18 protein-coding genes are annotated in these 26,604 nt (G+C 59.5%); 9 read left to right on the forward strand and 9 right to left on the reverse strand.

Annotation, left to right across the window (positions count from 1 at the left end; all coding sequences use genetic code 11):
* Positions 1 to 5: 5 nt before the first annotated feature.
* The gene (locus tag ACYU7Z_RS16635) at positions 6 to 6,053 is read right to left on the reverse strand and encodes an alpha-2-macroglobulin family protein (protein ID WP_460572515.1); all 6,048 of its coding nucleotides are present in this window, start codon (positions 6,051 to 6,053) and stop codon (positions 6 to 8) included.
* A 144-nt stretch (positions 6,054 to 6,197) separates the two neighbouring features.
* Between ACYU7Z_RS16635 and ACYU7Z_RS16640 the strand changes: the two genes are divergently transcribed.
* The gene (locus ACYU7Z_RS16640; protein ID WP_460572517.1) at positions 6,198 to 7,013 is read left to right on the forward strand and encodes a DUF4476 domain-containing protein; all 816 of its coding nucleotides are present in this window, start codon (positions 6,198 to 6,200) and stop codon (positions 7,011 to 7,013) included.
* Between the two features lie 74 nt (positions 7,014 to 7,087).
* Here the strand turns inward: ACYU7Z_RS16640 and sucD are convergent, their stop codons facing one another.
* From sucD to ACYU7Z_RS16665, 5 genes are all read right to left on the reverse strand, one after another.
* Positions 7,088 to 7,966 carry a succinate--CoA ligase subunit alpha gene (gene sucD, locus ACYU7Z_RS16645; protein ID WP_460572519.1) on the reverse strand — a complete coding sequence of 293 codons (879 nt, stop codon included), beginning with the start codon at positions 7,964 to 7,966 and terminating at the stop codon, positions 7,088 to 7,090.
* A gap of 67 nt (positions 7,967 to 8,033) precedes the next feature.
* Positions 8,034 to 8,567: a hypothetical protein gene (locus ACYU7Z_RS16650; protein WP_460572521.1), complete on the reverse strand. Its 534-nt coding sequence runs from the start codon at positions 8,565 to 8,567 to the stop codon at positions 8,034 to 8,036.
* 172 nt (positions 8,568 to 8,739) lie between these two features.
* The gene (locus ACYU7Z_RS16655) at positions 8,740 to 9,585 is read right to left on the reverse strand and encodes an ABC transporter ATP-binding protein (protein ID WP_460572523.1); all 846 of its coding nucleotides are present in this window, start codon (positions 9,583 to 9,585) and stop codon (positions 8,740 to 8,742) included.
* Positions 9,582 to 10,328 (reverse strand): MlaE family ABC transporter permease, encoded by a 747-nt coding sequence (locus ACYU7Z_RS16660; protein ID WP_460572525.1) that lies wholly within the window; start codon positions 10,326 to 10,328, stop codon positions 9,582 to 9,584. The genes ACYU7Z_RS16655 and ACYU7Z_RS16660 overlap by 4 nt, the downstream gene beginning before the upstream one ends.
* 4 nt (positions 10,329 to 10,332) lie before the next feature.
* A complete protein-coding gene (locus ACYU7Z_RS16665; protein ID WP_460572527.1) occupies positions 10,333 to 12,660 on the reverse strand; it encodes an NADP-dependent malic enzyme in 2,328 nt (775 codons plus the stop codon).
* A gap of 128 nt (positions 12,661 to 12,788) precedes the next feature.
* On the opposite strand from ACYU7Z_RS16665, the gene ACYU7Z_RS16670 reads away from it, so the two are divergent.
* The 3 genes from ACYU7Z_RS16670 to ACYU7Z_RS16680 all read left to right on the forward strand — a co-directional run bounded on the left by ACYU7Z_RS16670 (position 12,789) and on the right by ACYU7Z_RS16680 (position 16,970).
* On the forward strand, positions 12,789 to 15,074 hold the full coding sequence (locus tag ACYU7Z_RS16670) for an ATP-binding protein (RefSeq protein WP_460572529.1): 2,286 nt from the start codon (positions 12,789 to 12,791) through the stop codon (positions 15,072 to 15,074).
* Positions 15,075 to 15,161: 87 nt separating this feature from the next.
* On the forward strand, positions 15,162 to 16,121 hold the full coding sequence (locus ACYU7Z_RS16675) for an ABC transporter ATP-binding protein (RefSeq protein ID WP_460572531.1): 960 nt from the start codon (positions 15,162 to 15,164) through the stop codon (positions 16,119 to 16,121).
* A gap of 72 nt (positions 16,122 to 16,193) precedes the next feature.
* A complete protein-coding gene (locus ACYU7Z_RS16680; RefSeq protein ID WP_460572533.1) occupies positions 16,194 to 16,970 on the forward strand; it encodes an ABC transporter permease in 777 nt (258 codons plus the stop codon).
* Positions 16,971 to 17,066: 96 nt separating this feature from the next.
* On the opposite strand, the gene ACYU7Z_RS16685 is transcribed toward ACYU7Z_RS16680, so the two are convergent.
* Together ACYU7Z_RS16685 and ACYU7Z_RS16690 are read right to left on the reverse strand one after the other, a co-directional pair.
* Positions 17,067 to 17,579 carry a hypothetical protein gene (locus ACYU7Z_RS16685; RefSeq protein ID WP_460572535.1) on the reverse strand — a complete coding sequence of 171 codons (513 nt, stop codon included), beginning with the start codon at positions 17,577 to 17,579 and terminating at the stop codon, positions 17,067 to 17,069.
* 236 nt (positions 17,580 to 17,815) lie between these two features.
* Entirely contained in the window at positions 17,816 to 19,024 is a 1,209-nt protein-coding gene (locus ACYU7Z_RS16690; RefSeq protein ID WP_460572537.1) for an MFS transporter, read from the reverse strand.
* 135 nt (positions 19,025 to 19,159) lie between these two features.
* On the opposite strand from ACYU7Z_RS16690, the gene ACYU7Z_RS16695 reads away from it, so the two are divergent.
* The 5 genes from ACYU7Z_RS16695 to ACYU7Z_RS16715 all read left to right on the forward strand — a co-directional run bounded on the left by ACYU7Z_RS16695 (position 19,160) and on the right by ACYU7Z_RS16715 (position 26,101).
* Positions 19,160 to 19,654: a hypothetical protein gene (locus tag ACYU7Z_RS16695; protein ID WP_460572539.1), complete on the forward strand. Its 495-nt coding sequence runs from the start codon at positions 19,160 to 19,162 to the stop codon at positions 19,652 to 19,654.
* Between the two features lie 458 nt (positions 19,655 to 20,112).
* Positions 20,113 to 21,201 (forward strand): type I restriction endonuclease, encoded by a 1,089-nt coding sequence (locus ACYU7Z_RS16700; protein WP_460572541.1) that lies wholly within the window; start codon positions 20,113 to 20,115, stop codon positions 21,199 to 21,201.
* 923 nt (positions 21,202 to 22,124) lie between these two features.
* Complete coding sequence (tnpA, locus tag ACYU7Z_RS16705; RefSeq protein WP_460572543.1) at positions 22,125 to 22,586, forward strand: IS200/IS605 family transposase; 462 nt, start codon at positions 22,125 to 22,127, stop codon at positions 22,584 to 22,586.
* Between the two features lie 90 nt (positions 22,587 to 22,676).
* A complete protein-coding gene (locus ACYU7Z_RS16710; protein ID WP_460572545.1) occupies positions 22,677 to 23,510 on the forward strand; it encodes an ankyrin repeat domain-containing protein in 834 nt (277 codons plus the stop codon).
* Between the two features lie 125 nt (positions 23,511 to 23,635).
* Complete coding sequence (locus ACYU7Z_RS16715; protein ID WP_460572547.1) at positions 23,636 to 26,101, forward strand: glycoside hydrolase family 9 protein; 2,466 nt, start codon at positions 23,636 to 23,638, stop codon at positions 26,099 to 26,101.
* A gap of 26 nt (positions 26,102 to 26,127) precedes the next feature.
* Here ACYU7Z_RS16715 and ACYU7Z_RS16720 read toward each other — a convergent pair whose 3' ends face one another.
* A complete protein-coding gene (locus tag ACYU7Z_RS16720) occupies positions 26,128 to 26,421 on the reverse strand; it encodes a hypothetical protein (protein ID WP_460572549.1) in 294 nt (97 codons plus the stop codon).
* Positions 26,422 to 26,604 lie beyond the last annotated feature (183 nt).

Raw genomic sequence — 26,604 nt, forward strand, 5'->3', positions numbered from 1 at the left:
TAGGCCTATTCCACGCTTACTCTTTGTCCTTCACTGTGCGCACTGAACTCCGGTGCATACATGCACTGGATGCTTGCCAGGCCCGCGCTGAAGTCACCCTTGTGCGTTACAAAAAGCGTGTATTCAAATACATAGGTTCCGCGTGGCAGGTAGTGAATGAAAAAGTTCGTGCTGAGGTCGCGTGTACTTTGGTAATATCCAAGCCCGTCTTTCCAGTGGTAGCCGCTGAGCACGTCTACAGGCTCCAGGCAGGAGGGGCGGAGGTCTTTGAGATGCACGTACTCCATAGGCCGGTCGGAGCGCAGTAAAAGGCGTACCCGCACTTTATCGCCCACGTGCAGCGACGCCGGCGATTCGAGCGCGTGGAGCTCGGGACCCTTATCGGTGACGACCTCGCGGAATATCTTTCGCTCGATCGAGAGCGGAGTAGCAGCGGCTGTGACCTTGTCCATTTCCTCGAAGTACTGCCAGTAAACGGCGCCCCAGCTGGGTGCTCCCGACCGGCTGCTGTCGCCCTGGACCTGCACGCTGATGTGTCCCATCTCGGGGCGAACGAGGTTACCCGGTACCGTTTTCCGGAAATAGCCGCTGCCGGCTTCGGAGGCGGTATCGCTGCTCACCTGCACTGATCCGGCCTGCAGCAGCACCCGAGGAGTCGATGTTAGCCAGTCGCTGCCACGAAGCAGCAGCGCGTAGCAGGCATCAGCTGTCCCTGTGGTCGTACTCCAGCTGTTGGTCTGCTTGTTTTTGATGAGCCAGGTCCGGAGCTCATTCACCGTCGCCGTATCTCTTCCGATCTCTGCGAATGCTTCGATCAGCAGGGCCTGCGTTTCAATGGGCGCATCCGCCCAATACCAGCTACGACCAAAGCCTACATTTTTCCAATACATGCCGAGCTCCTCGTTGTGCACCGCGGTCTCCCGAAGCGATTGCAGGATATCCCCCGGCACTTTCTTCGATCCATACCGGGAAAGGGCCAGTGCCGTCATGCCCTGCAGACGTTTGGACATAGTGAGCCAGGCCTTGTCGAGACGACCGAGGTAATAGTCGAAAGCGGCGCGGTTCGCGTCGCCAGGTCGATTGCGTGTAAAACTGCGTGCATACAGGTGCAGCACCTGGAGCCCGTTGGGTGTTACTTTTTTGAGGTCGGCTTTTGATGCGCGCAATTGCTCATAGTCCCGACGCAGCTGCTGGTCGGTATAGAGCAGCGCGCGTTCGCGGATCGGGAGCACGGCGTCTACCGGTACGCCTAATTCCTGGAGGTGGCCGATGCCGCTGATGATGTATTCGGTGATATAACGATCGGAGGGGCCGCCGGCAAACCAGGGGAAGGAACCATCGTCCTGCTGCAGGCGCTGCAGTTTTTCGACCGCACGCTGCTGGCCCGCGGCCAGTTTGCTGAGGTCGAACAGGAGGGCAATGTTCTTCTTCCGCTGCGATTCGCTCGTAGCGGCAAGCACCCAGGGTGTTTCTTCGAGCAGTGCCGATTTAAGCTCCTGGTTTTTTTCCAGGTTTGACTGCAAGGCCGCAGTGTCGAAGTGCTGCCAGCGTTCGAAAACGGCCTTGATGCGTGGTGCTTTTTGCAACACAAAGGCTGCAAGCGCATGGGCATAATACCGGTTCCAGGTCTGTTCGGTGCATTCATACGGGTACTCCATGAGGTAGGGGAGTGTCTGCACGGCATACCAGGCCGGGTTTGCGGTGTATTCAAGCGTCAGGCCCTGCTGCTGGAGCGTTTCGCTGCTACCCGATTGCAGCAGTTTTTCGAACGTAAAGCTCTTGCTGCCGTTGCCCCGCATCGGTAGTGGCAACGTTTCTGTGACCAATATTTTGCTGCTCAGCACGGGCAGCGTGTTTTCTTCCGCATCCGAAAAGTCGCCGGAGCGCGCCGTGATGCGCCAGGTAAGGGCGCTGTTGTATAAATACGGTACTTCCACAGGAAAGGTGACGGCCTCGCTGCTGTTGGCATCAACGGTGAAGTACTGGTTCGGGAACACGTTCTGAAACCAGCCGTCCACGGCCGTCCCGGTTGCGGCGTCAAAGAGCTCCAGCTGCACCTGCCCGGTCATTTCTTTCCCGGACGTGTTCACAACCTTGGTAGCGATTTGCAGGTGATCCCCCTGCCGCAGGAAGCGCGGCAGGTTGGGCTGCACCATAAGATCCTTCTGAGTGATGATCGAGGCTGAAGCTGTTCCGAAAGCGAGGTCTTGGCTGTGCGCGAGGGCGTTGAACTTCCAGCGGGTGAGTGCCTCCGGTAACGTAAAGGAAAACCGGATGGCGCCGCTGCTGTCGGTCTGGAGCTGCGGGTAAAAAAAGACCGTCTCGTTGAAGTTGCGCCGCGGTACGATTGCTCCGCCGGGCGCGGCCGGCTCTGCAGATGCAGTGTCTGTTTTCGCAGTAGTATATTTAAACGACCTGTTCTCCATGACCTTGTCCACTTCGGCCGCTTCAGCCATGTCAAACCCTGCCTGCGCCGCTGGCATCGCCGTGGCCATCCGCATGCGCCGCTGGCCATTGGCGGAAACGTTCAGCCCGGATATCCTCCCCTGAAGGGCATTGCTGTAGTACTGGTAATTTTCATCAAACAAAAAGCGGTCAGATGTTATGTCGGGAATTGTTTTCTGTACCAGCTCCCGGTAGAGTGTGTGCGGCTGGCTGCTGCTGAAGCCGCCATCGCTGGTCACCCTTTCCGGGAAGTTGTTGTTCGTCCAGACAGCAGGTACCGGCCAGCTATGCGGCTTCAGCTGGTCGAGCGATGCGTCGTACATCGATGCCAGCATTTCGGCCGCTACCTGCTCGCCTTTCGGGCCGCGCACCGTCAGCTGCCATTGTTCCCTGCTGCCCGGTAACGCTTTGTCGCGGAATGTTGCCAGTGAAACCCGGAGCATCTTATTCGACCAGGGCACGTCAACGGGAATGGTTTCCCGGAACACGCGGTTGTCGCGAACCGTAATATAATCGGCCCTGAGACCCCCGCGGTCGCCCTCTGTGACGGGCAACTCCACCGTTGTACCCGGGGCACTCAATTCCAGGCTGGTCAACGACTGGGTGATCCGGGCGCCTGTACCGCGTCGCTGCAGCATTTGGTACACACTCAGACCGGTAGCCGATTGGAGCGTCACCCGGACGGGTACTCCGGGCTCCGTGCTCGTTGTGGAGGGAGTGACTGTGAAATACTGCGGCCGGTTGCTATGGCCCGGGGCAGTGAGCTCAAAGCGACGGCGCTCACGTACGGTGCGGCCTTCGCTGTCGGCCGTGATCAGTTCGAGTTCGTAGAAGCCGGGAGGCAGTTTCGTTCCCGTTGGCAGGAGGAGCGCATTCTCCCGCAGGCTGTCGGCCCAGCGCAGCTTTTCGCCGGAAAGCGGCCAGCTCGCCGGCTGCGCTTCCGAGGCATAGGGGTCATTGGGGAACCAGCGCACAAAACTGTCGCGTGGGAGCAGGTGCAGGTCCGGTTCTTCCCACAGGCGGGGGCGTAGGAGACGCTCTTCTGCTTTCACTGTAGAAATACGGGCTTCGATGCGGCCGGGGCTGCGCTCCCCGTTCGCGTTGGTCAGCGATAGTGGGATGAGGCGGAAAGAGTCGACCGGAAGACGCTCCGGCAGATTTGCCTCGAGGAACAGCGAACGGTAGCCGGCACGGATCAGCTGGAGGCTGCTGTGGGTTTCGCCGTTGGCGTCGGTGACGTCGACGTATACCCTGTACTCGAAGCTTGGATTGCTGGCCGAATCAATCCCGGTTGCCGGCCTCGCCAGGAAGCGGATGGCAAACTGCCCGTCTGCGTCGGTACTGGTTTCGCCATGTGCGATCTCGACGGCCGGTTCGTTTACGGGCCAGCGCCAGTAGTAGAAATACGGTATGATAGTACTCCGTGTAACGCGGTACCGCACCGGCACCGAGCCAAGGGGATTGCTGGCGTACGCAACGGCACGGCCGCTGCTGCGTACCGAGTCGCCCACCCGGTAGGCCTGCCGCAGGCTGTCGAAGCGGACCTCGAACTTCGGGCGCTTGTATTCTTCAACCGAAACCTGCGCATAGCCGTTCCAGCCTTCGGTAGACAGTGTGAAGCTGCCGGTAAGGCCGCCTGCCGGAAGCACAAAGCTGGCCTGGAAGGAGCCAAATGTATTGGTCGTTACCTGCAGCTTTCCCTGCTCCTTGCCGTTGACGTCCCGGAGAATAAGCCAGGATGTGCTGTTTGGAACAAGACGGGTCACCTCGTTCTGGTCCACTACGAGTCCTTTCACATAAACCGTTTGCCCCGGCCGGTAGATCGACCGGTCGGTAAACAGGTACACGTTGCTGGCAGTTGGCTGCGCTACTGCCGGCGGCGACCAGGGCTTGTAGAAGACGTCGGTTTGATCTGAAAGAAACAGGTGGTCGTTTCCATGGCGGATGTCGAGCTGGTAAGGGCCGTAGCCATTAGCCTGGAACGGCAGGCGGGCGCGTCCCTGTGCATTGCTGACGGCGCTGCCGAGGCTGTTGCGCATCATGCGGCCGTTGCTGCTACGGTACTGAACGAAGTACAATTGGATGTTAGCATCCGCTACCGGGCGGCCTGTAGACCGGTTCAGGACGATCAATTCGTTTTCCTGTTGCAGGTAAGCCAGGCCGGATACGTAAAAGAAAGTGCCGGCTACATAGCTCTCGGTGGGGCTGAACTCCGGCGTGCTGCTTGCCAGGAGCAGGTAGCGGCCCACGGGGAGGGCATCCGCTTTCAGCTCGCTGCTGTGCAGCTGCGCATCGCGTGTGTCGGGGAGGGACTGGGCCCAGCCGGCCACCTGCTTGCGGGCGAAGAAGCGTTTCCAGTCTTCCGACCGGGCCAGCATGAACGAGAGCGAATCTTCTACCGGGATGATTTTGAAATACACCTGTTGCAGATTGCGCCAGTCAAGCAGTACCCTGAACGGAGCGCCCGGCAGGTTGACCTTCTCGACACGTACCTCGAGCGACGGCTGCCGGATCTGCAGCACGAGGTTGCTGGCCTGGGCCCAATAGAAGGGGCTGCGGGCACTATCGGAGAGGAGCGGCTGCAGCAGGTCGAGGGCTGCCTGATTCGCAAAGCGCCAGGTCGTGTCTTTCAGTGGCTGGTAGCCGTCGGCGCGTCCGCGGTACCAGAGGGCAAGCAGATAGCGTGCAGCCGCGTTCGGTCGTGCGCCTTCGCCGCCAATCCGTGCCCGCAGGGCCTGCACATACAGGCTGTCCTTGTCGGCGCCGTCGTATTGGTCGTAAGCAAATAAGAGGCGCTCTGCCTCGACAGCATCGAGGGCCATCGAATCACCGCGCCGAAGATGGAGTCTTGTCAGCTCCTGGTAGAGGCGTACGGACTGCAGCTCGGGGCGATTGCTGCTGTCGGGTACCGACCGTATAAATACGGGCGCAGGGGCGAACAGCCAGGGGGCGTCGAGCTTGTAGTCGCGGCCCGGAAGCGCATTGTTGAACGAGCTGTTGGCATAAAATTCCAGGGCGAGATGCGCCAGCAGGTCGTAAAGCGTGGGCCGCAGGCGCGGCTCGGTGCCGCGCAGCAGCAAGGGCGCCCAGGTATCGGTGCGCTGGGCCTGCAGGGCGGCCTTCGGCTGCAGGGCAAGGCGGTATTCGTTTTCGGCAGCGGCCAGTAGCCGGCGCACCGACCAGGTTCCGATGTCGGACGATGTGTCTGTTGTGACTTCGCCACGCTGCCGGATGCGCCATAGGTTGGCCACGAGGTAATCATTGTATTGCCGGGCAATCATGGCATGGACAACCGCCGCAGGCACAGCCTTGAGCGACGCGGCCTCAGAATCCAGCTCGCGGATGCTGGCCGCCGTATTGTTTTCACGGCTCTGGCTCCGGAGCGTGCCGCGGTAATAGATGGCCCGGAGCAACTGCGCCTCGTTGCCCTGGCGGCGTGCAGCAGCATATACCGTGTCGGTGATGCGGAGCGCAGCCTGCGGGCGGCCCGCCCCATTCACCAGGCTGTCGACCCTTGCCCATTGCGCATCATACCATATTTTCGATTGCGCATGAACGTTGGAGAGGCTGCCCGCCGCGAGCAGCAGGAGCAAGAGGAGGCGTTTCATATTGTTTGCGGTTTCCGGTGCAGCTGTGAATATAGAGCGGAATGGTCAGCCGGCAATTGCCCCGATTGCTTTAACGTTTGTTTATAAACCAGCATCAAACCACTCATCCATTTTCCCGATCTTACCAACAAGGAGACAATTTTTATGAGAACAATTTTTACCCTCTTACTCGCCATCTCATTCAGCAGCAGCTTCGCGCATTATTACGACGAAGGACGCCTGACCGTAACGTTCGCCGGGATCACCAACCTGGTGGTGCAAGTGGACAACCGCTATTACACGCCCAGCGACAATGTCGTGTACATCGACCACGTTCCCGCGGGTCGCCACAGCATCCGTGTTTTCAGCCGGCGCAACGGCAACGGCAATGGCGGCGGCCGGAACGTTCTTTTCAGCACGCAGGTGCAGGTGAAGCCCTACACGCACGTCGATGTCATGATCAACCGGTTTGGCCGCGCCTATGTGGACGAGCGGCGCCTCAACGGCAACGTGTATACGGATTACGACCAGTGGGGCAACGGTGGCTATCCCGATAACAGCGGCTGGAACGACAATGACTGGAACAACGGCAACGGCGGCGGTAACAACAATTCCGGCGGCTGGGGCAACGGCGGCAACGGCAACAACGGTGGCTACGGCAACGGTGGTTACAACAATGGCGGCTACGGAACGATGTCTGCATCGAACTTCACAGCCCTCCTGCAGCAGCTGCACAACGAGAACTTCGACAACACCAGGCTCTCGCTCGTAAAAAATGCGCTGGCTTCCAACCGCGTAACCGCGGCGCAGGTGAAGCAGCTGATGCAGCAATTCAGCTTCGACAACGACCGGCTCGAAGTGGCCAAGACGGCTTACCCCCGCACCACCGACCGCAACAACTTTTTCCAGGTGATGGACGCCTTCGAGTTTTCGAGCTCCAAGGAATCGCTCACGGCCTGGATGCGCACGCAAAATCCCTGAGCAACCCTTTCCTTGAAAAACGCCATAAAAAAGCCCCAACAAACGTCGGGGCTTTTTCTATGAATGCTGTTGGATTATTTCTTTCCGATAACAGAGGCCATGGTCTTGCCGATATCGGCGGGGCTCGACACCACGTGGATGCCGCATTCTTCCATGATCTTCATCTTCGCGGCAGCCGTGTCTTCCGCGCCGCCGACAATGGCGCCTGCGTGGCCCATGCGGCGTCCGGGAGGAGCGGTCTGGCCGGCGATGAAACCAACAACCGGCTTCTTGTTCCCGGTCGACTGGATGTAGCGGGCTGCTTCGGCTTCCATGCCACCACCGATCTCGCCGATCATGACGATGGCGTCGGTTTCGGGGTCGTTCATGAAGAGCTCAACGGCTTCCTTGGTAGTGGTGCCGATGATGGGGTCGCCACCAATACCCACGGCCGTGGAAATACCGAGGCCTGCCTTGGCGATCTGGTCGGCCGCCTCGTAGGTGAGGGTACCCGACTTGGAAACGATGCCGATGCGGCCTTTCTTGAATACGAAGCCGGGCATGATACCCACCTTGCATTCGTCGGCGGTGATAACACCGGGGCAGTTGGGCCCGATGAGGCGAACGTTCTTGCCCTGGAGGAAGTTTTTCACCTTCACCATATCCTGCACCGGGATGCCTTCGGTAATGCACACGATGAGGGCAACGCCGGCTTCGGCGGCTTCCATGATGGCATCGGCGGCAAATGCCGGCGGTACGAAGATGATGGACACGTTGGCGCCGGTTTCCTTCACACAATCGGCCACGGTGTTGAACACACGGCGGTCGAGGTGGTCGCTGCCGCCCTTGCCGGGGGTAACGCCGCCAACGACGTTGGTGCCGTACTCGATCATCTGCGAGGCGTGGAAGGTGCCTTCCGTGCCGGTGAAGCCCTGGACCAGGACCTTCGATTCCTTATTGACAAGAATGCTCATATCGGTTTTTAAAAGTTGGGCAAAAGTAAGGAAATACCGTAATGCCCCGAAAGAAGGCGAGCAGTCCTTACTCGCGCACGAGGTACTTGCGCTGCATGGCGTACAGGGCCACGAAAATAATCGGAAGGAGGTAGCCGCTGTAGGTTTTCCAGGTACCGTCGCCACCGAAGCCCACGAGGATGATGGTCACCAGGATGGGTGCCAGCTCGCCGATAGTGTAGATCAGGAAGCCGCTCTTGCGCAGCTGCCGCATCCGGTAGGCGCCGACAGCACACATGACGATAAATACCAGCATCGATCCGAAGAGGATGTAGCGGTAGTCGTACATATTCTGGTAATACTCGGGATGCTTGTTGAGCGACTCGAGCTGTGACTGCACCATCTTGCCGGCAAAGCCATCACCAGCCTTATCGGCGGCATCTTCGAGCTGCGCCTTCTGCGTCGCGTAGTCTTTGCTCATCACCGTACCGGCAAGGACGCCGATGATCCCGAGCGCGCAGCCGATGAACGTGAGGATGGTCAGCACATTGAGGCCTTGGGGTAATTTCGGGGGGAGGTTGTCGCGGAGCACTTCCTGCTCCGCAGTTGCATTGTATTCCATTAGCAGGTTTTGGGAAGGAAGTTAGGGAAATAAATTGTTAGCAGGGAAGGTTGAGGAGGTTCACGAAGGTTCAGGTAGGGTTCAGGGAAGGTTCAGACAGGTTCGTGAGCATAGCGTCACGCTGGTTGAAGACGACCCCATTACCACATCAGCACATTACCACATCACCACATTACTCCTCCGGCGGGGGCACGAGCTCGGGAGCGTCGTCGCTGGTGAGCTGCTCCATGTTGCGGTCGTTGGCGATCTTGCCGGTTTCCTCGAGCTGGCGCATATCCTTGGCGTCGCGGAGGAACTCGGAGGCGAAGATGAAATCGTTGAGGCGCTGGTTCTTGGAGAAGATGATCTCCTTGTTGTTGCCTTCCCATTCCTTGTGCCCCTGGTACATGTACACGATATGGTCGCCGATCTCCATCACCGAGTTCATGTCGTGGGTGTTGACGACCGTGGTGATGTTATACTCCATGGTGATCTCCTTGATCAACTGGTCGATCAGGCCGGAGGTCTGCGGATCGAGGCCCGAGTTGGGCTCGTCGACAAAAAGATATTTCGGGTTGAGTACGATGGCGCGGGCTATGCCGACACGCTTCATCATACCACCGGATAGCTCGGCGGGGAATTTCTTGTTGGCGCCCTTGAGGTTGACGCGCTCCAGCACTTCGTTGACACGGTTGCGCTTCTCCCGGTGCGTTTGCTGGGTGAACATATCGAGCGGGAAGATGATATTCTCCTCCACCGTCATCGAGCTGAAGAGCGCCGAGCCCTGGAAAAGCATCCCGATCTCCTTGCGTATTTCCTTCTTCTGCTTCACATCCATCGCGGTAAAGTCCTGGCCGCCATACAGGATCTGCCCGGCATCCGGCTCAAAGAGGCCAACCATGCACTTCATCAGCACCGTTTTGCCCGAGCCCGAAGAGCCGATAATGAGGTTGCACTTACCGGCCTCCATCGTTACGTTGGCGTCCGAGATCACGGTCTTGCCGGCAAAGCCTTTCTTGAGATTCTTAACTTCAATCATACTTGTAGCAGTAGGGCGGAGAGTACATAGTCTGCGAACAGGATCGTTACACAGGTGACCACCACGCTTTTGGTGGAGGCACGGCCGATCTCAAGGGCGCCGCCGCTGACGTGGTAGCCGAAGTAAGCGGGTATGCTCGAGATGAAAAAGGCAAACGTGTAGGCCTTGCACAGGGCGAAGAATACGTTGTAGGGAATGAACGCCATATGGAGGCCGCGGTCGTAGGTGGTGGCGTCGATAATGCCCGAGGCCACCGAGGCGATGCGTCCGCCCCAGATGCCGAGCACGGCCGCCAGAACGATCAGCATCGGGATCACCACAAGCGAGGCAATGATCTTCGGCATCACGAGGTACGCCTTCGTGTTGATGCCCATGATCTCGAGGGCGTCGATCTGCTCCGACACGCGCATGTTGCCCAGCTCGCCGGCGATCTTGGAGCCGACCACACCCGCCAGCACGATGCAGACGAGCGTCGGGGCGAACTCGAGGATCACGGTGTCGCGCACGATCTGCGGGATCGTTTCGGCCGGAATGAGGGGGTTGGTGAGCTGGTAGGCGGTCTGTACGGCCGATACGGCACCGATGAACACCGAGATGATCACCACGATGCCCAGCGAGCCGATACCGATCTCCGAGCACTGGTGCATGAATTCCTTCCAGTACATCTTCAGGTTCTCCGGGCGGGAAAACATGCTGCGGATCATTTTGATATACCGCCCTACGTCCGTAAGAAATTTCGTCATTCGTTTATTTATTCAATCGTTTCCACCAGGGAGAGCGCCGGATCGCGTCCGCCGCAGCCTGCTGGTTCTTGATCTGTGCGTCCACCACTGCAATAGTAGCCATATTCACAATATTCCGTACCGAGCTACCGAGCTGCAGAATATGGACGGGCTTCTTCAGACCTAATAAAATCGGGCCAATGGCTTCGGAGCCGCCAAGCTCCTTGAGGAGGTTGTAGGCGACGTTGCCCGCCGACAGGTTGGGGAAGATGAGCGTATTGACCGATTTGTCGACCAGCTCGCTGAACGGGTAGTTTTCCTTCATCAGGTCGTTGTTGAAGGCTACCGAGGCCTGCATCTCGCCATCGACGATCAGCGTGGGGTCCTGCTTCTTCACGATCTCGCGGGCACGCGCCACGAGGTGCGCTTCCTCGGAGTTGGACGATCCGAAGTTGGAATAGCTCAGCATGGCGATCCGCGGCTGGATATTGAAGTGGCGCACTTCCTTGGCCGCGAGCCGGACGATCTCCGCGAGCTCCTCGGCCGTGGGGTGGAAGTTCACCGTGGTATCGGCCAGGAATATCGGGCCGCGCTTCGTGAGCATGAGGTACATGCCCGCGATCTTGCTCACGCCTTCCTCGGTGCCGATGCACTGGATGGCGGGACGGATCGTATCGGGATAATTCTTCGACAGGCCCGAGATCATGCAGTCGGCATCGCCGGTTTCCACCATCATGCAGCCAAAGTAGTTGCGGTCCTTCATCACCTTCTTGCTCTCGTAGGCGTTGAAGCCCTTGCGGCCACGCTTCTGGAAGAAGAGCTCCCCGTACTGGTTGCGGAGGTCCTCCATCATATCGGAGCGCGGGTCGTAAATGGGCAGGCCCTCGAGGTCGATGCCGTTGGCGAGGGCAATGCTGCGGATGCGGTTCTCATCGCCGAGGAGGATGGGATAGCCGATGCCTTCGTCGATAACGGCTTGCGCCGCCTTCAGGATCTTGATGTTGTCGGCTTCCGCGAAGACGATGCGGCGCGGGTCGCGGCGGGCCTTCGAGTTGAGCACGCGGAGTACCTGGTTGTCGAGGCCGAGGCGCTTGTTGAGCTCCGTGCGGTAGGCGTCCCAGTCGGTGATGGGGCGCTGTGCCACACCGCTTTCCATCGCGGCCTGCGCCACGGCAGGGGCCACGGTGGCCAGCAGGCGCGGGTCGAGCGGCTTCGGAATGATATACTCGGGACCAAAGGAGATGGTCTTCGTGTTGTAGGCGAGGTTCACGATATCGGGCACGGGGCTCTGTGCGAGCTCGGCGAGGGCCTTGACGGCTGCGAGCTTCATTGCCTCGTTGATACCGGTGGCGCGAACGTCGAGGGCGCCGCGGAAGATATACGGGAAGCCGAGTACGTTGTTGACCTGGTTGGGAAAGTCGGAGCGGCCCGTGGCCATGATGAGGTCCTTGCGGGCGCTCTTGGCCTCGTCCCAGGGGATCTCGGGATCGGGGTTGGCCATCGCGAACACAATGGGGTGCTTGGCCATGCTCTTCACCATATTGGCGGTAACGACGTTGCCGATGGAGAGGCCGACAAACACATCGGCGTTTTTCATCGCCATATCGAGCGTCGTGCCGGGCCTGGCGTTGGCAAAAGGCTTCTTGAAGTCTTCGAGGTCATCGCGCTCGCGGCTGAGGGCACCCTTGATGTCGAACACCTGGAAGTTCTCGGGGCGCGCGCCCAGCGATACGTAGAGCTGGATGCAGGCCATCGCCGCCGCGCCGGCCCCGTTGATGACGAAGTTTACCTTGTCGATCTTCTTTTTCTGGATCTGCAGGGCGTTGAGCAGGGCGGCCGCCGAGATGATGGCCGTTCCGTGCTGGTCGTCGTGCATGATGGGGATGCTGAGCTGCTCGCGGAGCGCCTTTTCGATCACGAAGCACTCGGGTGCCTTGATGTCTTCGAGGTTGATCCCGCCGAAGGTGGGCTCCAGTGACCGGACAATCTGGATGAATTTCTCGGGGTCTGTCTCATTGATCTCGATGTCGAATACGTCGATGTCGGCGAAGATCTTGAACAGCACGCCCTTTCCTTCCATCACGGGCTTGGAGGCTTCGGGACCGATGTCGCCGAGGCCGAGCACCGCGGTGCCATTGGAGATAACCCCCACCAGGTTGCCCTTGGCGGTATATTTATAAACGTTTTCCTTGTGCGCAGCGATTTCCTTGCAGGGCTCGGCAACGCCGGGGGAGTATGCCAGCGAGAGGTCGCGCTGGGTTTTCGCTTCCTTTGTCGGCACCACTTCGATCTTGCCGGGGCGACCCTTGGCGTGGTACTCCAGCGCCTGTTGTTTTCGTAAGTCTTTGGCCATAGTTGTTGTACCGCCGGACGGCCGAACCGTTTGTCCGCGGCGGCACTGCAAAGAAAAGGCAATGCGGGGAGAACACGGCAAACGGAGCGTGGCCGTTGAAAAAGGCGGCGCATTCTTATCTTTCCGGCATGAGGATCACCGATATCGTCAACCGGGCGGGAGCCAGCCTTGCCAACTGCGAGTCAGAACCGATTCATATCCCCGGCTCCATACAACCGCACGGCGTTTTGCTGGCCGTAGATGCGTCCGGTCTCCTGCGGTATTGCAGCGCCAACGCCGCGCTTTTCTTCGAGGGCGGTCCCGAAACGATCTTGCAGCGCTCCCTCGCCGACGTCGACCCTGAGCTTTATCACTGGCTGGCGCCTTCCCTGGAGGAGCTCCGCGAAACCGGCCTCCCCCTGCACCTGGTCCGCAACAACCGCCACTGGACCACCTTCGGCTGTCCCAACGGCGACGGCCTTTTCATCATCGAATGCGAGCAGGCCGAAGAGCGCATCAACGAGCCGGAGCACCTGTTCGACCAGACGACAAAGCTGGTACAGCACATCGAGCGGGCCCGCAACCTGCAGGAGCTCTGCCAGCGCATCGCCGAGCAAACGAGGACCCTTACCGGCTACGACCGCGTGATGATCTACCGCTTCGACAAAGACTACAACGGGCAGGTGTTTGCCGAAAGCAAGGAAGCCAACCTCGATCCCTTCCTCGACTTGCACTACCCGCATACCGACATCCCGCCGCAGGCCCGCGAGCTGTATCTCCGCAACCTGCTGCGGATGATCCCCGACGTAAACTACGAGCCGGTGCCGCTGCTCACGACGGCAAGCGAGGGCGCGCCCGCGCCGCTCGACCTCGGCGATGCCCGCCTCCGCAGCGTATCGCCGATCCACATCCAGTACCTCAAGAACATGGGTGTCGGCGCGACGCTGACCGTTTCCGTGCTGCTGGAAGGCCGCCTCTGGGGCCTTATCGCCTGCCACCACTACAGTCCGCGCCACATCAACTACCTGCAGCGCAAGGCCGCCCTGCTGCAGGCGCACTTCCTCAGCTCGCAGATCAAGGTGCGCGAGGTGGCCGAGGAGTATGCGGTGCACACGGTCGTCGAGGCGCACCTGCAGCAGCTGCTCAGCACGCTCAATACGGAAGGCGATTTCGGAAACCGCTTTCAGAAGCTCTCGTCGCTGCTGGGTGTGGCGGGGGCCACAGGCGCCGCGGTGCTGCACCAGGGCAACCTGTACTGCAACGGGAGCACGCCCAATACGGACCGCACGCGCGCGCTGTTCAACTGGCTGGCGGCACGCCCCGGGCTTTCGTTTGTGACCAGCCATCTTGAAGAATATTATCCCGAAGGCGTCCGCATCTCGGCCGAGGCTGCCGGCATCCTTTACTACAAGCTGGGTGACCCGCGCAAGGACGCCATCATCTGGTTCCGGCAGGAGCAGGAGCGAAGCATTAACTGGGCCGGCAACCCGCACGATGCCGTGAAGCGATCGCCCGTTACCAACGAGCTGACACCGCGAAGCTCCTTTGCCATTTTCCGGCAGCTGCTGAAGGGGCACAGCAACGGCTGGCGCCCTTCCGAGATCGCCTCGGCAGGCCGCTTTGCCTCGGCGCTCCAGTATCATTTTCACCTTGACTACCTGCGTGCCGAGGAGGCAAGCCAGCGCGTGCTCAACGAGCAGCTTACGAAAGCCAACCAGGAGCTCGCCAACATCAACTGGATCACCACGCACGACCTCAAGGAGCCGATCCGCAAGATCATGGTCTTTGCCTCGCGCCTTGTAAACCAGGATGAGATCCAGCTGAGCGAAGGGCTGCTCCATTCGATCGACCGGATCCAGAGCTCCGCGCAGCGGATGAAGCAACTCGTGGAAGACCTGATGGCCTTCCGGCTCGTAGACAGCCACGAGCAGAAGACGGAGCCCACCGATCTCAACGAGGTGCTCCGCGACCTGCTGCAGGAATACGAAGAGGAATTGAGCGAGCGATCGAGCCGCGTGCTCGCCGATACACTTCCGGTGCTGCCGCTGATCCGCTTCCAGGCGCGCCAGCTTTTTTCGAACCTGCTGGGCAATGCGATCAAGTTTGCCGACAACGAGCGGCCGCTGGAGATTCATATTAGGTGCGCCGAAGTGTTTGCCGGCAGCTTTCAGCACCCCACCCGTAAAACTACGGGTAACTATTACCGGATCGATTTCAGTGATAACGGCATCGGCTTTTCGCCCGATCAGAACAAGCGCATATTCGAGATCTTCTACCGGCTGCATACCGCAACTGAATACAAAGGCACAGGTATCGGCCTGGCCATCTGCAAGCGCATCGTCGAAAACCACGGCGGCTTCCTCGAAGCAAGCGGCACGCCGGGTGTTGGCGCCACGTTTTCGATCTACCTGCCGAAAGACGCCAGCGATCACTGACATTGGTCCTTTGAAAAAGACCGTACGTCAAACAAAGTGGCGGGCGCCGGCACGTACCGGTACTTTCGGGATCTAACCACAAGGCTTATGATCCCGCAATACGTAATTGAAACCAACAGCCTGAGCTATCGCTTCGGCAACGACACCCCGGTACTCGAGGACATCAACCTCCGCGTGCCCGCAGGCTCGATCTACGGCTTTCTCGGCCCCAACGGTGCCGGCAAGACCACCACGCTGCGGCTCCTTCTCGGCCTGCTCCGCAACCAGCAGGGCAGCATCCGCCTCTTCGGCCTCGACCCGGCAGCGGACCGCCTCGCGATCCTGCGCCGCCTCGGCTCGCTTATCGAGCAGCCCTCGCTGTACGGGCACCTCACGGCGCGCGAGAACCTTGAGGTTTACCGCAAGGTGTACGGCGCAACACCGGCCCGTGCGGAAAAGGTTCTTGGCCTGGTTGATCTTGACCGTACCGGCAGGAAAAAAGCAAAGCAGTTTTCGCTCGGCATGAAGCAGCGGCTTTCCATTGCCATTGCGCTGCTCCATAACCCCGAGCTGCTTATCCTCGACGAGCCTACCAACGGCCTCGACCCGAACGGGATCATTGAAACACGGGAGCTGATCCGCCGCCTCAACCGCGAGGAAGGCGTCACGATCATCGTATCGAGCCATATACTTGCCGAAGTGGAGAAGATGGCTTCGCACGTCGGCATCATCCACCGCGGCAAGCTGAAGTTCCAGGGTACGCTGACGGAACTGCAATCGCTGCAGGCCGGCAGCAGCTTCCTGCAGCTCGATACATCCGACAACGAAGCGGCGCTGCTCCTGCTGGATGCCGACGGGGCCACGTACCGGAACGGTCAGCTCCTGTTGCCGCTGGGCGACAAGCCCGGCACCGCACGCATTGCGCGAAAACTGGTTGAAGCCAACATCGATATCTACCTCCTGCAGCCGCAGCAGCACGACCTCGAGCAGCTGTTCATCGACATCACCTCCGAGCATAGCAACCCGGTAAGCGTCGTGGTGAAGCCCGCCGAAAAAGTGATCGTCTAAATCAACCGGGAGGGCTGGCCCGCAATAGCCGACTAACCCCGAACTCCAAACTCCAAACTCCAAACTGTTTCTATGTCCTTCGCCATCTCGTACCAATCCGAAATGCTCAAGACGCGCCGCACGGCAGCGTTTTGGATGAGCATCCTGGGCGCGGCCTTTATCCCCGCCATCTACCTGCTTGTCTACATTCTGAAGCCTGAAAAGGTGATCCCGCAATTACAGATGGCGCCCTGGGCCATTCACTTTCTGCAGGGCTGGCAGGCGCTGAGCTCCTTTCTCTTCCCGATGTACATCATCCTGATCTGCGCGCTCATCCCGCAACTCGAATTCCGCAACAACACCTGGAAGCAGGTATGGGCCTCGCCGCAGCCGACGGGTCACGTATTCTTTGCGAAATACCTTTCGATCCAGTCGATGCTGCTGCTCTTCTTCATATCGTACAACCTGCTGATGATCCTGGTGGCTGTGATCGCCAACACGGTGCACAGCAACTTCCCGTTCTTTCACAACACGCTCGACTGGAAGGCGCTGCTGCGCCTCAGTGCCAAGACCTACATCTCGGTGCTGAGCATCACGGCGATTCAGTACTGGCTGTCGCTCCGCTTCAAAAGCTTTGTAGCGCCCGTGGGCATTGGCCTCGCGCTGCTGATCGGCGCGCTGATCGCCCTTGGCTTTGGCTGGGAACATTGTGATAAGCTGCCCTATGCATTCCCTGTACTGACACTGAAAGCGATGATGAAGCAGGGCGGCCCGTTCATCGACACACACGAATGGTACTCGCTGGGCTATACCGTACTGTTTCTCGGGCTAGGCTTTCTGGACCTGAAGTTCCGTAAGGAGCGAGGCTAGTAGAACCGAAGAACAAGGAACAAGGAACAAGGAATGTCGAAGGGAGGTCTGAAGAGGCTTCCCTTTTTTCGTCGGCTTGCTGCGCGCGCGATGGGACTATTGAACCATTCGCTTGTAGGTGGTGAGCACCAGCTTTCGGCTGAAGCGCTTGCCTTCCCTGGGAGAGAAGACCTGGATGTCGGACACGGCCGGCACGGGGTCTTCGGTGAAGGTCACCTTGACCTGGTATTGCGGCACGACCTCGTTGTCGCGGATCGTATAGAGCGTGCGGATGATGTACGGCGCCGTCTTCGTGCCCACGATATGGTAGTAGGAGCCGGGCACCTGGAACTTCTGGTAGAGGTCGGGCGACAGGTATTGGAGCAGCTGCTGCCGCAGTTGGGGAACCTGCTCCTTACGCAGCGGGGCGCCGGCGGCGAAGGGCGTACAGGCTGTACAGGTATCGGTGTAGCCGCCGAGGTACAGGCGGTCGAAGGAGCTGCGGAAGGCCGCGGAATAAAGGGGAAGCCGCGCCACCGGCAGGTTGGTATAGTAGAAATCGAAATAGTTCTGCGAAGCGGCAAACAGGGCGCTCTGAACCAGCACCAGGATCATCCACAGGCGTTTCATGACGGTTGGGTTTGGGAAGAGTGATGCCAATCTTATGCCACGGGTGGGCACGCCGATCGCGCAGATAACGCAGATACAATTTAAGACGGAGCATTGCCACTGCAAGCAGCCCACTTTTTTTGTGAAAACACACAGCGCTAAGCCCTGTTTCGCTTAGGTGGTCGGGCCGTTCGAACAGCAGTTTCTTATCTGCGTTATCCGCGTTATCTGCGTGCCGCAAATCGCCGGGCAGCGCCTCACTCCACTACGCGCAGCTTACTCACCAGCACAAACACCACCACCCCGAAGCACCCGATGACGCTGAGGCTCACCCGGAGGCTCGACAGCTGCGAGATGTACCCGATGAGCGGCGGGCCCATGAGGAAGCCGAAATAGCCGACGCTCGACACCGTGGCAATCGCAAGTCCGGCGGCGGAGCCTTCGGCGCTGCGGCCGGCGATGCTGTACAGGGAGGGGATGACGGTGCTCACGCCGATGCCCACGAGCATGAAGCCAAGTGCGGCCGGGAGCAGGTAAGGAAAGGCAACGGCCAGCGCCATACCGCAGGAGATGATGAGCCCGTTGGCGCGGAGGATGCTGCGCCGCCCCACGCGGGCAATGACGCGGTCGCCGAGGAAGCGGCCCGTGGCCATCATCACCATAAAGGAGGCATAGCCCAGCACCGCTAGGCGCGGCCCTGCCTGCACGATGTCGCGGAAGTAGACGCCGCTCCAGTCGAACATACAACCCTCGGTGGCCATGCAGCAAAAAGCAATGAGCCCGAGTTGCAGCAGCGTTCCCGATGGCTTGCGGAAGAGAGGTTTCTTTTCGGCAGCGGCATCCGGCGGCATGCCCCGCACGAGTGCCCCGTTGTTGAGCGCCGTATTGACCCACACAAGGGCGGCTATGAGCAGGAAGTGGGGGAGCGGTTGCCAGTGGAGGTTCACGAGGAGGAGCCCGACGAGCGCACCGGTGAAGCCGGCGATGCTCCAGGCGCCGTGGAAGGAGGTCATGATGGGACGGGGATACAGCTTCTCCGCTTCAACGCCCTGCGTGTTGACGGCAATGTTGGCCATGTTGCCGGTGATGCCGAAGAAGAAGAGGCACAGCGCCAGCTGCCAGGGATGCTGCACGAGGCCGATGAGCGACAGTGCCACCACGTAGAAGGGAGCAGCGGCGGTGAGCACGCGTCGGCTCCCGAAGCGATGCACGAGGCGCCCCGATACGGGCATCGTGCAGAGTTGCCCGAGCGGCAGCGCCAGCAGGATGGAGCCGAGGCCGGCGTCGGAGAGCTGCAGGTGGGCTTTGATGTCGGGGATGCGGCTGGCCCAGGAGGCGAAGGCGATGCCCTGGCCGAAATAAAAGGCCGAGACGGCGAGCCGCATGCGCTTCAGGTGCCTGGGGATGACGCGCGGCACTTCGGCCACAGCGCCGGGTTGTATTTCCGGGACACGGGGATCTTCCATAGTTGGTGCCGCAAAGGTCCGGTTTTACCAGAAGCGGGCCGCGCGAAGGGGGCGGCTTTTGGGGTTGCCCGCCATTTGTGTTTTTGGAAGAAAGCTCTATCTTGTCGCTAACCTGATCTAAAACCTGAACCACTCATGAAAAGACTAGTTGTCCTCCTCTCCGGCATCCTGCTCGCAAGCAGCCTCCAGGCCCAGCACAGCGCCGAGTATGCCTCCGTCAAGCTCGAAGTAAAATCCGACTACAACGAAAGCGCCAACGGCCTCGCGAAGACGGCCGCCAGTTATGTGCTCAGCACGCCCATCAACGACAAGGACCTCGAGTACCTGCATGCACTCCAGTACCTGATGCGTTGGATGAGCGGAACACCCGACTACCACTTCAACATCGACGCAACCGCCTCCAAAATCGAAGATGCCCGCAAAGGGATGCTCGGCGTGTACCTCGCGGCTATGACCCGCTTCTGCCTCGACCATCCCGCGCAGAAAGATGACGAGGCCGCGGTGAAGCTCGCCACCGTGCGCGCGGTGCTCGCCTACTGCCAGGAGCAGTCGATCAAGCCGAAGGGTGAGCTGAAGAAGCTGGCGGATGCAGAGGCGAAGGGAAAGCTCGAAGCGTACCTGAAGGGATAATAGGAGTGCTGCGGCTTCAGTCGCAATAGTAGCGTCGGGGGGATGGGCTCGGATGGCCCGTATCCCGCATCTTTGCCCCGTGTTCCTTCCCAAGTCCCTCATCGAGCTCAAGGCGCTGCTACCGGCGCGGCTGCCGCCGGCTGCCTGATACGCCTCCAGCACAACGCGGATGGCAGGAATGTGCCGCCCGCCGTGCTGCAGATGGTGTATTAAAGGAACATTGAATTTTTATCTCGCTTGGGTGAGCCTGTAAGCTTGCTGCGCAAGGATACAATTGGTATTTCCCGCAAACGATCCTGGTTCCGGCAGGAGGGTCATGGCGTTGCTGTCGCCGCTAAGAGTTTGTATAATATAGTAGAAATACGGTCATATTCTCGAATGCTTTTTCTACTTTGTGGTTGGGCCCGACGGCTGTTACGTTTCGGTTTACTACGAACTTTCCAACTAAAACCAACAATATGGATTTCAAAGATCAAGTAAAAGCACTCGGTGAGCGAGTGCTTAAAATGAAGGACCACATCGCCACCGAAGAAGCCACCAAGAATGCATTTATCATGCCGTTCATCCAGGCTTTGGGCTATGATGTGTTCAATCCGTTGGAGCTTGTCCCGGAATTTGTTGCCGACATCGGGATCAAAAAAGGGGAGAAGGTTGACTATGCCATTATGCGTGATGGCGCACCTATTATCCTGATTGAATGTAAGCACTGGTCGGCCGACCTGAATCCGCACAATAGCCAATTATTTCGCTATTTCCATACAACAAGCGCCAAGTTTGGCATCCTGACAAATGGCATCGTGTACCGCTTCTACACTGACATGGTAGAAGCCAATAAGATGGACGAAAAGCCATTCTTCGAATTTCGTATCGATGACATCCGGGAGGTGCAGGTCGAGAAGCTAAAAGAGTTTCATAAGAGTTATTTTAACCTCGAGAGCATCATCAATACTGCGAGCGAGCTGAAGTATATGTCTGAGCTGCGCTCGCTGATCGTAAAAGAACTCAGCGAACCGGCGGACGACTTCGTGCGTTATTTCGCCAAGTCGGTATATGCTTCGATTGTTACGCCGAAGGTGCTCGACCAATTCCGCGGGCTTGTGAAGCGGACTTTCCAGCAATACGTCAATGATGCCATCAGCGAGCGGCTTAAGACGGCTCTGGCAACGGAGCAGCAAATCGTAGAAGAGATCGAGAAAGAAGAAGCCAGTGCTGTGGAACCGGCATCGAAGGTGCAGACGACTGCAGAAGAAATGGAGGCATTTTACATCGTCCGGGCTATACTATGCGCTAAAATTAAAGTCGCGCGGATCGCCCATCGGGATCAACAGAGCTACTTCGGCATCTTGCTGGATGATAACAATCGAAAGCCTGTTTGCCGGCTTCATTTCAATGGGAAACGGAAGTTTGTTTCTTTCTTTCACGGTGACAAAGAGGAGCGGGTAGAGATCGCTGGTCCCAACGACCTGTACGAGCATGCGTCGAAACTAATGGCGACGGTGGATGCGTACGATAAAGCAACAGCTGCGTCGGTTGGGGAAGCGGGATAGGCCGAGCGAATTTGTTTTAGTTGGGCTGCAGATGACGCAGCCCATTTTTTTGCCCGGGTGCTGCGGATCCAGCCCCATAGGGGCGACCTTTCTGTAGCCCTGGCTGTAGGCCCGGGGTGTGAAGCATATTGCAGATCCACCCGCTCCGGAGGAGCGGCACCTTACGCCTGTCCATCAACAGGCCCTTGCCCTGTCTGCGTAAGGTTGCGCTCCTCCGGAGCGCGCTGAACCCAATGACGTCGCATTGCCCGCCGGTCCAGGACCGGCGGCTACAGACATTGCGCTCCTACGGAGCGCCTGGTATGCAGCATTCGCGGATGGATAACCGAAGACTTCAGCGATCGCGCTCCTACGGAGCACTGCTGAATTTATTCCGTTCGTAATGGCTGTGCAACAGCGGCAGCAACCGATTACGGTGCTACGGAGCGCGCTGGCAGCGCAGCATTCGCTGATGGGCCGAATAGCCGGCTACCGAAGTTTTGGTCTATCAGTACGCGTCGAACACCAGGCCTGGCATCGAGATAGAACAGCAGCCGGGACAAAATCAAACATAGACGGTGAAATCTTGTTGACCGGCCCGCTGCTCATAACGTACCATTGAAAAGCGCTCCGTAGGGGCGCCCTGTCTGTAGCCCGGGTCGCAGACCCGGGAAATGGGGAGCATCCGGGTATCCCCGGCCCGCTCCGGAGGAGCGGCACCTTACGCCCGGCAAGAAGCGGAACGTCAGCCAGCGTGCGAAAGCTCGCGGTCTTCCGGAGTCCGTTCTCCCGAAGCCCGCATTTATCAACGCAATTGGGTTCGTACGCCCGAAGCTCCCGATGGGAAAAACAGCATCCGTCTGTATTTATTTTCCCTGGATATTCTGTGTGATTTCACCGGGCTAGCTGGCAGGCTTCGGAGAGCTTTGGACCAAAACAATGTCATGGCCAATACCTATTCGCAAATGCCCATACATGTTGTGACGGCGGTCAAATACCGGCAGGCATTGATCCTGCCCGATTGGCGCGAGTACCTGCACCGCTACGTCACGGGCGTCTTCAGCAACCAGGGCCTTCGCCTGCTGCAGATCAACAGCATGCCCGATCATATGCACATCCTGTTCGAGTCGAGGCCCAATTGCCGGCTCTCCGATATCATGCGGATCGTAAAGGCCGATTCCAGCCGTTGGATCAATGAGCAACAATTCTGCAGGTCGCATTTTCAGTGGCAGGAGGGCTATGGCGCATTCAACGTCAGCCGCCGCGATGTGCCGGCAGTAGCCACGTATATACAGAATCAGCAGAAGCATCACCGCAACGAATCGTTTCCTGATGAATTGGTACGCCTGTATCGAGAGGAAGAGATCGTATTTGATAAACAGTATATCTTCCACGAGCCGATGTAGGCAAACGGTAAGGGTCCTTCGCATCTGCAGTCATCTTTCCGGATGCGTCCTTTCTTTCGCGCTTTGTGGTCTTCTCTTTTTCTTTGCCCCGTGTTCCTTCCCAAGTCCCTCATCGAGCTCGAGGCGCTGCTACCGGCGCCGCTGCCGCCCGCGCTGCGGCGCTTCCTGGCGCGGCGCCCGCAGGCGAATGCCTTTGCCGACTGGAACGCCTACCCGCGTGCCGCGGTGCTGGAGCGCTACCGCGAGCGCCTGGCAAGAGGAGAAGACCCGCAGTGGCTGCCCTTCGGCCGCAGCGCTTCTGGCGACGAGCTCCTGGTGCATAGTATCAGCACACAGGTTGTGCGCGCAACGGGCGAAGAGCTCACATCAGTGCACGACAACTTCACTGATTGGATCGCCGCGCAGCGCGCATCACTCAGGTCCGCCAACACGCAGCCACTACTCCGCGCTGCCAGGGCCGGCGACGGGCAGCGCATCACCCGGCTACTGCGGCGGGGCGCCAACATCAATGGCACGGACGCGCGCGGCAACAGCGCATTGATGCTGGCCCTGCTCACCTGGAACTATGAAGCCGCGCAGCTACTGCTCGACAACGGCGCCGACATTTCGCTCCGCGACCGCGACGGGCACTGCGCCCTGCACTGGGCCTGCTACCGCAACCAGCCACAGCTTGTGGCGCGCCTGCTACAGCTCGGCGCCGACCCGAATGCGCGGAGCAATGATGGCGCACCGCCACTCTACTTTGCCCTTACCGGTCCGTACGCACTTACACAACAAAGAGCGCCGGGCTCACTTCCGGTTGTTCAGTTGCTGCTGCAACACGGTGCCGATCCGCATGTTGTGTGGCAGGGACGAACCTTGCTCGAATGGGCGCGCCCCGAAGCGGATCCCGGGATCATCCGCTGGTTGCTGCAACAGGGCTGAGCAGGCAGCGCGGCTGTTGCGCGTACGCGACATTTTCCAAAGAAAGTTTTTGCTGATGGGCAACACATGGACCAAGGTTTGTGCGCATACGAGTACTTCTTTCGTCCGTCATAAACCAATACCTCATGCGCTGGAAAACCTACACCTTCCTCTGCTTCCTGTTAAGCAGCTTTCATCACGTCCATGCCCAGCCGGGCAACCCCAGCAACAACATCAAGATCGACCAGTTCGGCTATTACCCCGCGGCCCGCAAGGTGGCTGTGATCACACGCCCCGTTGCCGGCTTCAATTTTGCCAGCGAAGGCGGCTACCGCCCGGGCACCGGCAGCGATGCCTTCCAGGTGCGTCGCCGCGGCGACAACAGCCTTGTGTATTCCGGAACGCTCCTACAGTGGAACGGGGGTGCCACGCATAGCCAGAGTGGCGACAAGGGCTGGTGGTTCGACTTCAGCGCCGTAACAACCCCCGGCACCTACTACATCTACGACAGTGTCAACAACGTGAGCTCCTACCCGTTTACGATCAGCGGTAGCGTATACAACGAGGCGCTGCGGCAAGCGCTCCGCGTGTTCTTCTACCAGCGCATCAACTACGCGAAGCAGCCACCCTTTGCCGATATCCGCTGGGCCGATGGCGCCGCCTTCGAAGGCGCGGGTCAGGATCGCTCGGCACGCTCGCTCGACAATAACGATCCGAAAGACCTCAGTGGCGGCTGGATGGATGCCGGCGATTACAACAAGTACACAACCTTTGCCGCCGAAGCCGTGTTGCCCCTGCTCGAGGCGTACCGCAGCCATCCTTCCGTATTCGGCGACAACAATGGTATCCCCGAGTCGGGCAATGGCGTTGCCGACGTACTCGACGAAGTCAAATGGGAAGTGGACTGGTACAAGCGGATGCAGGATGCCACCGGCAGCACACGCGGCCTTTTCCTGAAAGTGGGTGTGATCTCCTGGAACTCCGCCAGCCCCGCCAGTGCCGATAACAACCCGCGATATTACGTGGGTGAATGCACCTCGGCTACCATCTGCGGCGCGGCCGTCTTCGCGCTGTCCTCGACCGTTTACCGAGGCCTCGGCGGCAGCTGGACCACCTACGCCGACGACCTCCTGCAACGCGCGAAAGACGCCTGGAGCCGCGCCTCTGTGGTCACCCGCGGCTTCGCAAGCAACTTCAACACTACCTGCGACGACCAGACCGTCAAGGCAGGCGATGCCGACCTGCCGGTGCAAAGCCAGCGCAACATGGTGTTCGCGGCCGCCGTGTACCTCTACGAAGCCACCGGGGCACCCGAATACAAGGCCTACATCGATGCGAACTACGGAAGTACTTACCCCTTCGCCGCCGGTTATTGGGGACCCTATTTCCCCGTCGTGCAAAAGGCATTGCTCCGCTACGCCGCGCTGCCCACGACGCCGCCGACACCCGGTGCTCCCTTTGCCACGGAATCGGTGGCGGCGGCCATTCGCCTCTACAAGGCCGAGCAGGACGGATCGCTCAGCATCAGCGACTACGACAATGGCACGGACCTGTATCGCTCCTTCATGCCCAGCGGCGACTATGCCTGGGGCAGCAACCGCAGCAAGTGCAACGCCGCCATGAACAATTTCGACGCGTACAACTTCGGTATCAACCCGGCAAGAGGAGACAAATACAAGGAAACCGGTGAAGCCTACCTGCACTACCTGCATGGTGTTAATGCGCTTGGCCTGCTGATGCTGACCAATATGTATAACTACGGGGGCGATCGCTGCGCCAACCAGATCAGCCATGCCTGGTTCCGCGACGGCTCCGATTGGGACGATGCGCTGACGTCGATCTACGGCCCCCCGCCGGGCTACCTCACGGGCGGCTGCAACCAGGACTATGCCGTAAGTACCATCACACCGCCTTTCGGGCAGCCGGCGCTGAAGGCCTATAAAGACTGGAACACCGACTGGAATCGTTCGAACAATACCAACGAGACCAGCTACGTCATTACCGAGCCGTCGATCTCCAACCAGGCCGCCTACGTGGCAGCGCTATCCGATCTTATCGCCAACAACGGCTATGTGCCCTCCGCCGACTTTATCCGCTTCACCGCGACGCCCGCTTCTGACGGCGCGCAGCTGTCCTGGGAGGTAAGCGCCAGCGACGACCTGCGCCAGTTTGTTGTGGAACGCTCCGATGATGGCCGGCGCTACCAGCCCATCGCAACGGTGGATGCCGCGCCGGGGCTGTGGGTGTACACGCACCGCGACGATGGCGTGCAGGGAAACGAACGTGTTGCCTGGTACCGCATCAAGGTTGTGGAGCTTGCCCGGGAAGCCTATTCGGATGTGCGCCAGCTGGGCACGATGACCGGCGCAGGCTGGAAGCTCTCACCCAACCCGGCTGCTTCCTTTATCCTGCTCGAAGGGCAACTGGCCATGTCTACCCGTGTGACGCTCGAGGTCCGCAACAGTGCCGGCATCCTGCTCCGCAGTGAAAACAGGAGCGGCACCGCCGGTCCCTTCCAGTACCGCATCGGGATCGACGGGTTGCCCGCGGGCCTGTATTGGCTGCGTGTGCTGGGCGCCGGGGAAGCAACGCTGCCCTTTGTGAAGCGCTGACCGTATTTCTACAAGTGGGCCGGGAGTTATTCAGCACAGGCGCCCTCGCTGCCGTCCACCAGGAAGGAGCGCATCGGGTTCGTGCTGTCGAGGCGCACTTCGTAGCAGCGGTGTACGCGGAAGATGCCGTCGTAGTCGCTCTGCCACTTTTCGTACACGATGCCTTTGTACAGGAATTCATAGTGCACGCGCTTGCGGCGGCTGCCCGTGCTCTCGAGCACCTTGGCGCGTGCCGTGGCGGGATGCGCTTCGATGGGGCCATGCAGCGCGCGCTCCTGCTCGTTGGAGTAATACGCGAGAATGCGTACGACGGCATACACAACGGCTGCAAGGGAAAGCGCCGGGAGGATCCAGCGCGTCCAGGTTCGCGGCTTCGCTTTGGATTTACGCGCCGGCTTTCGTGCTGCCGGTTTGGAACCGGCACGCGGCGTCTTTGCGTCGCTCCTTGAGGAGACAGTTTTCTTAGGAGGATTTCTTTTGGGGGGCATTGTCGCTTGCCGTTT

Source organism: Flaviaestuariibacter terrae (genome assembly GCF_054777635.1).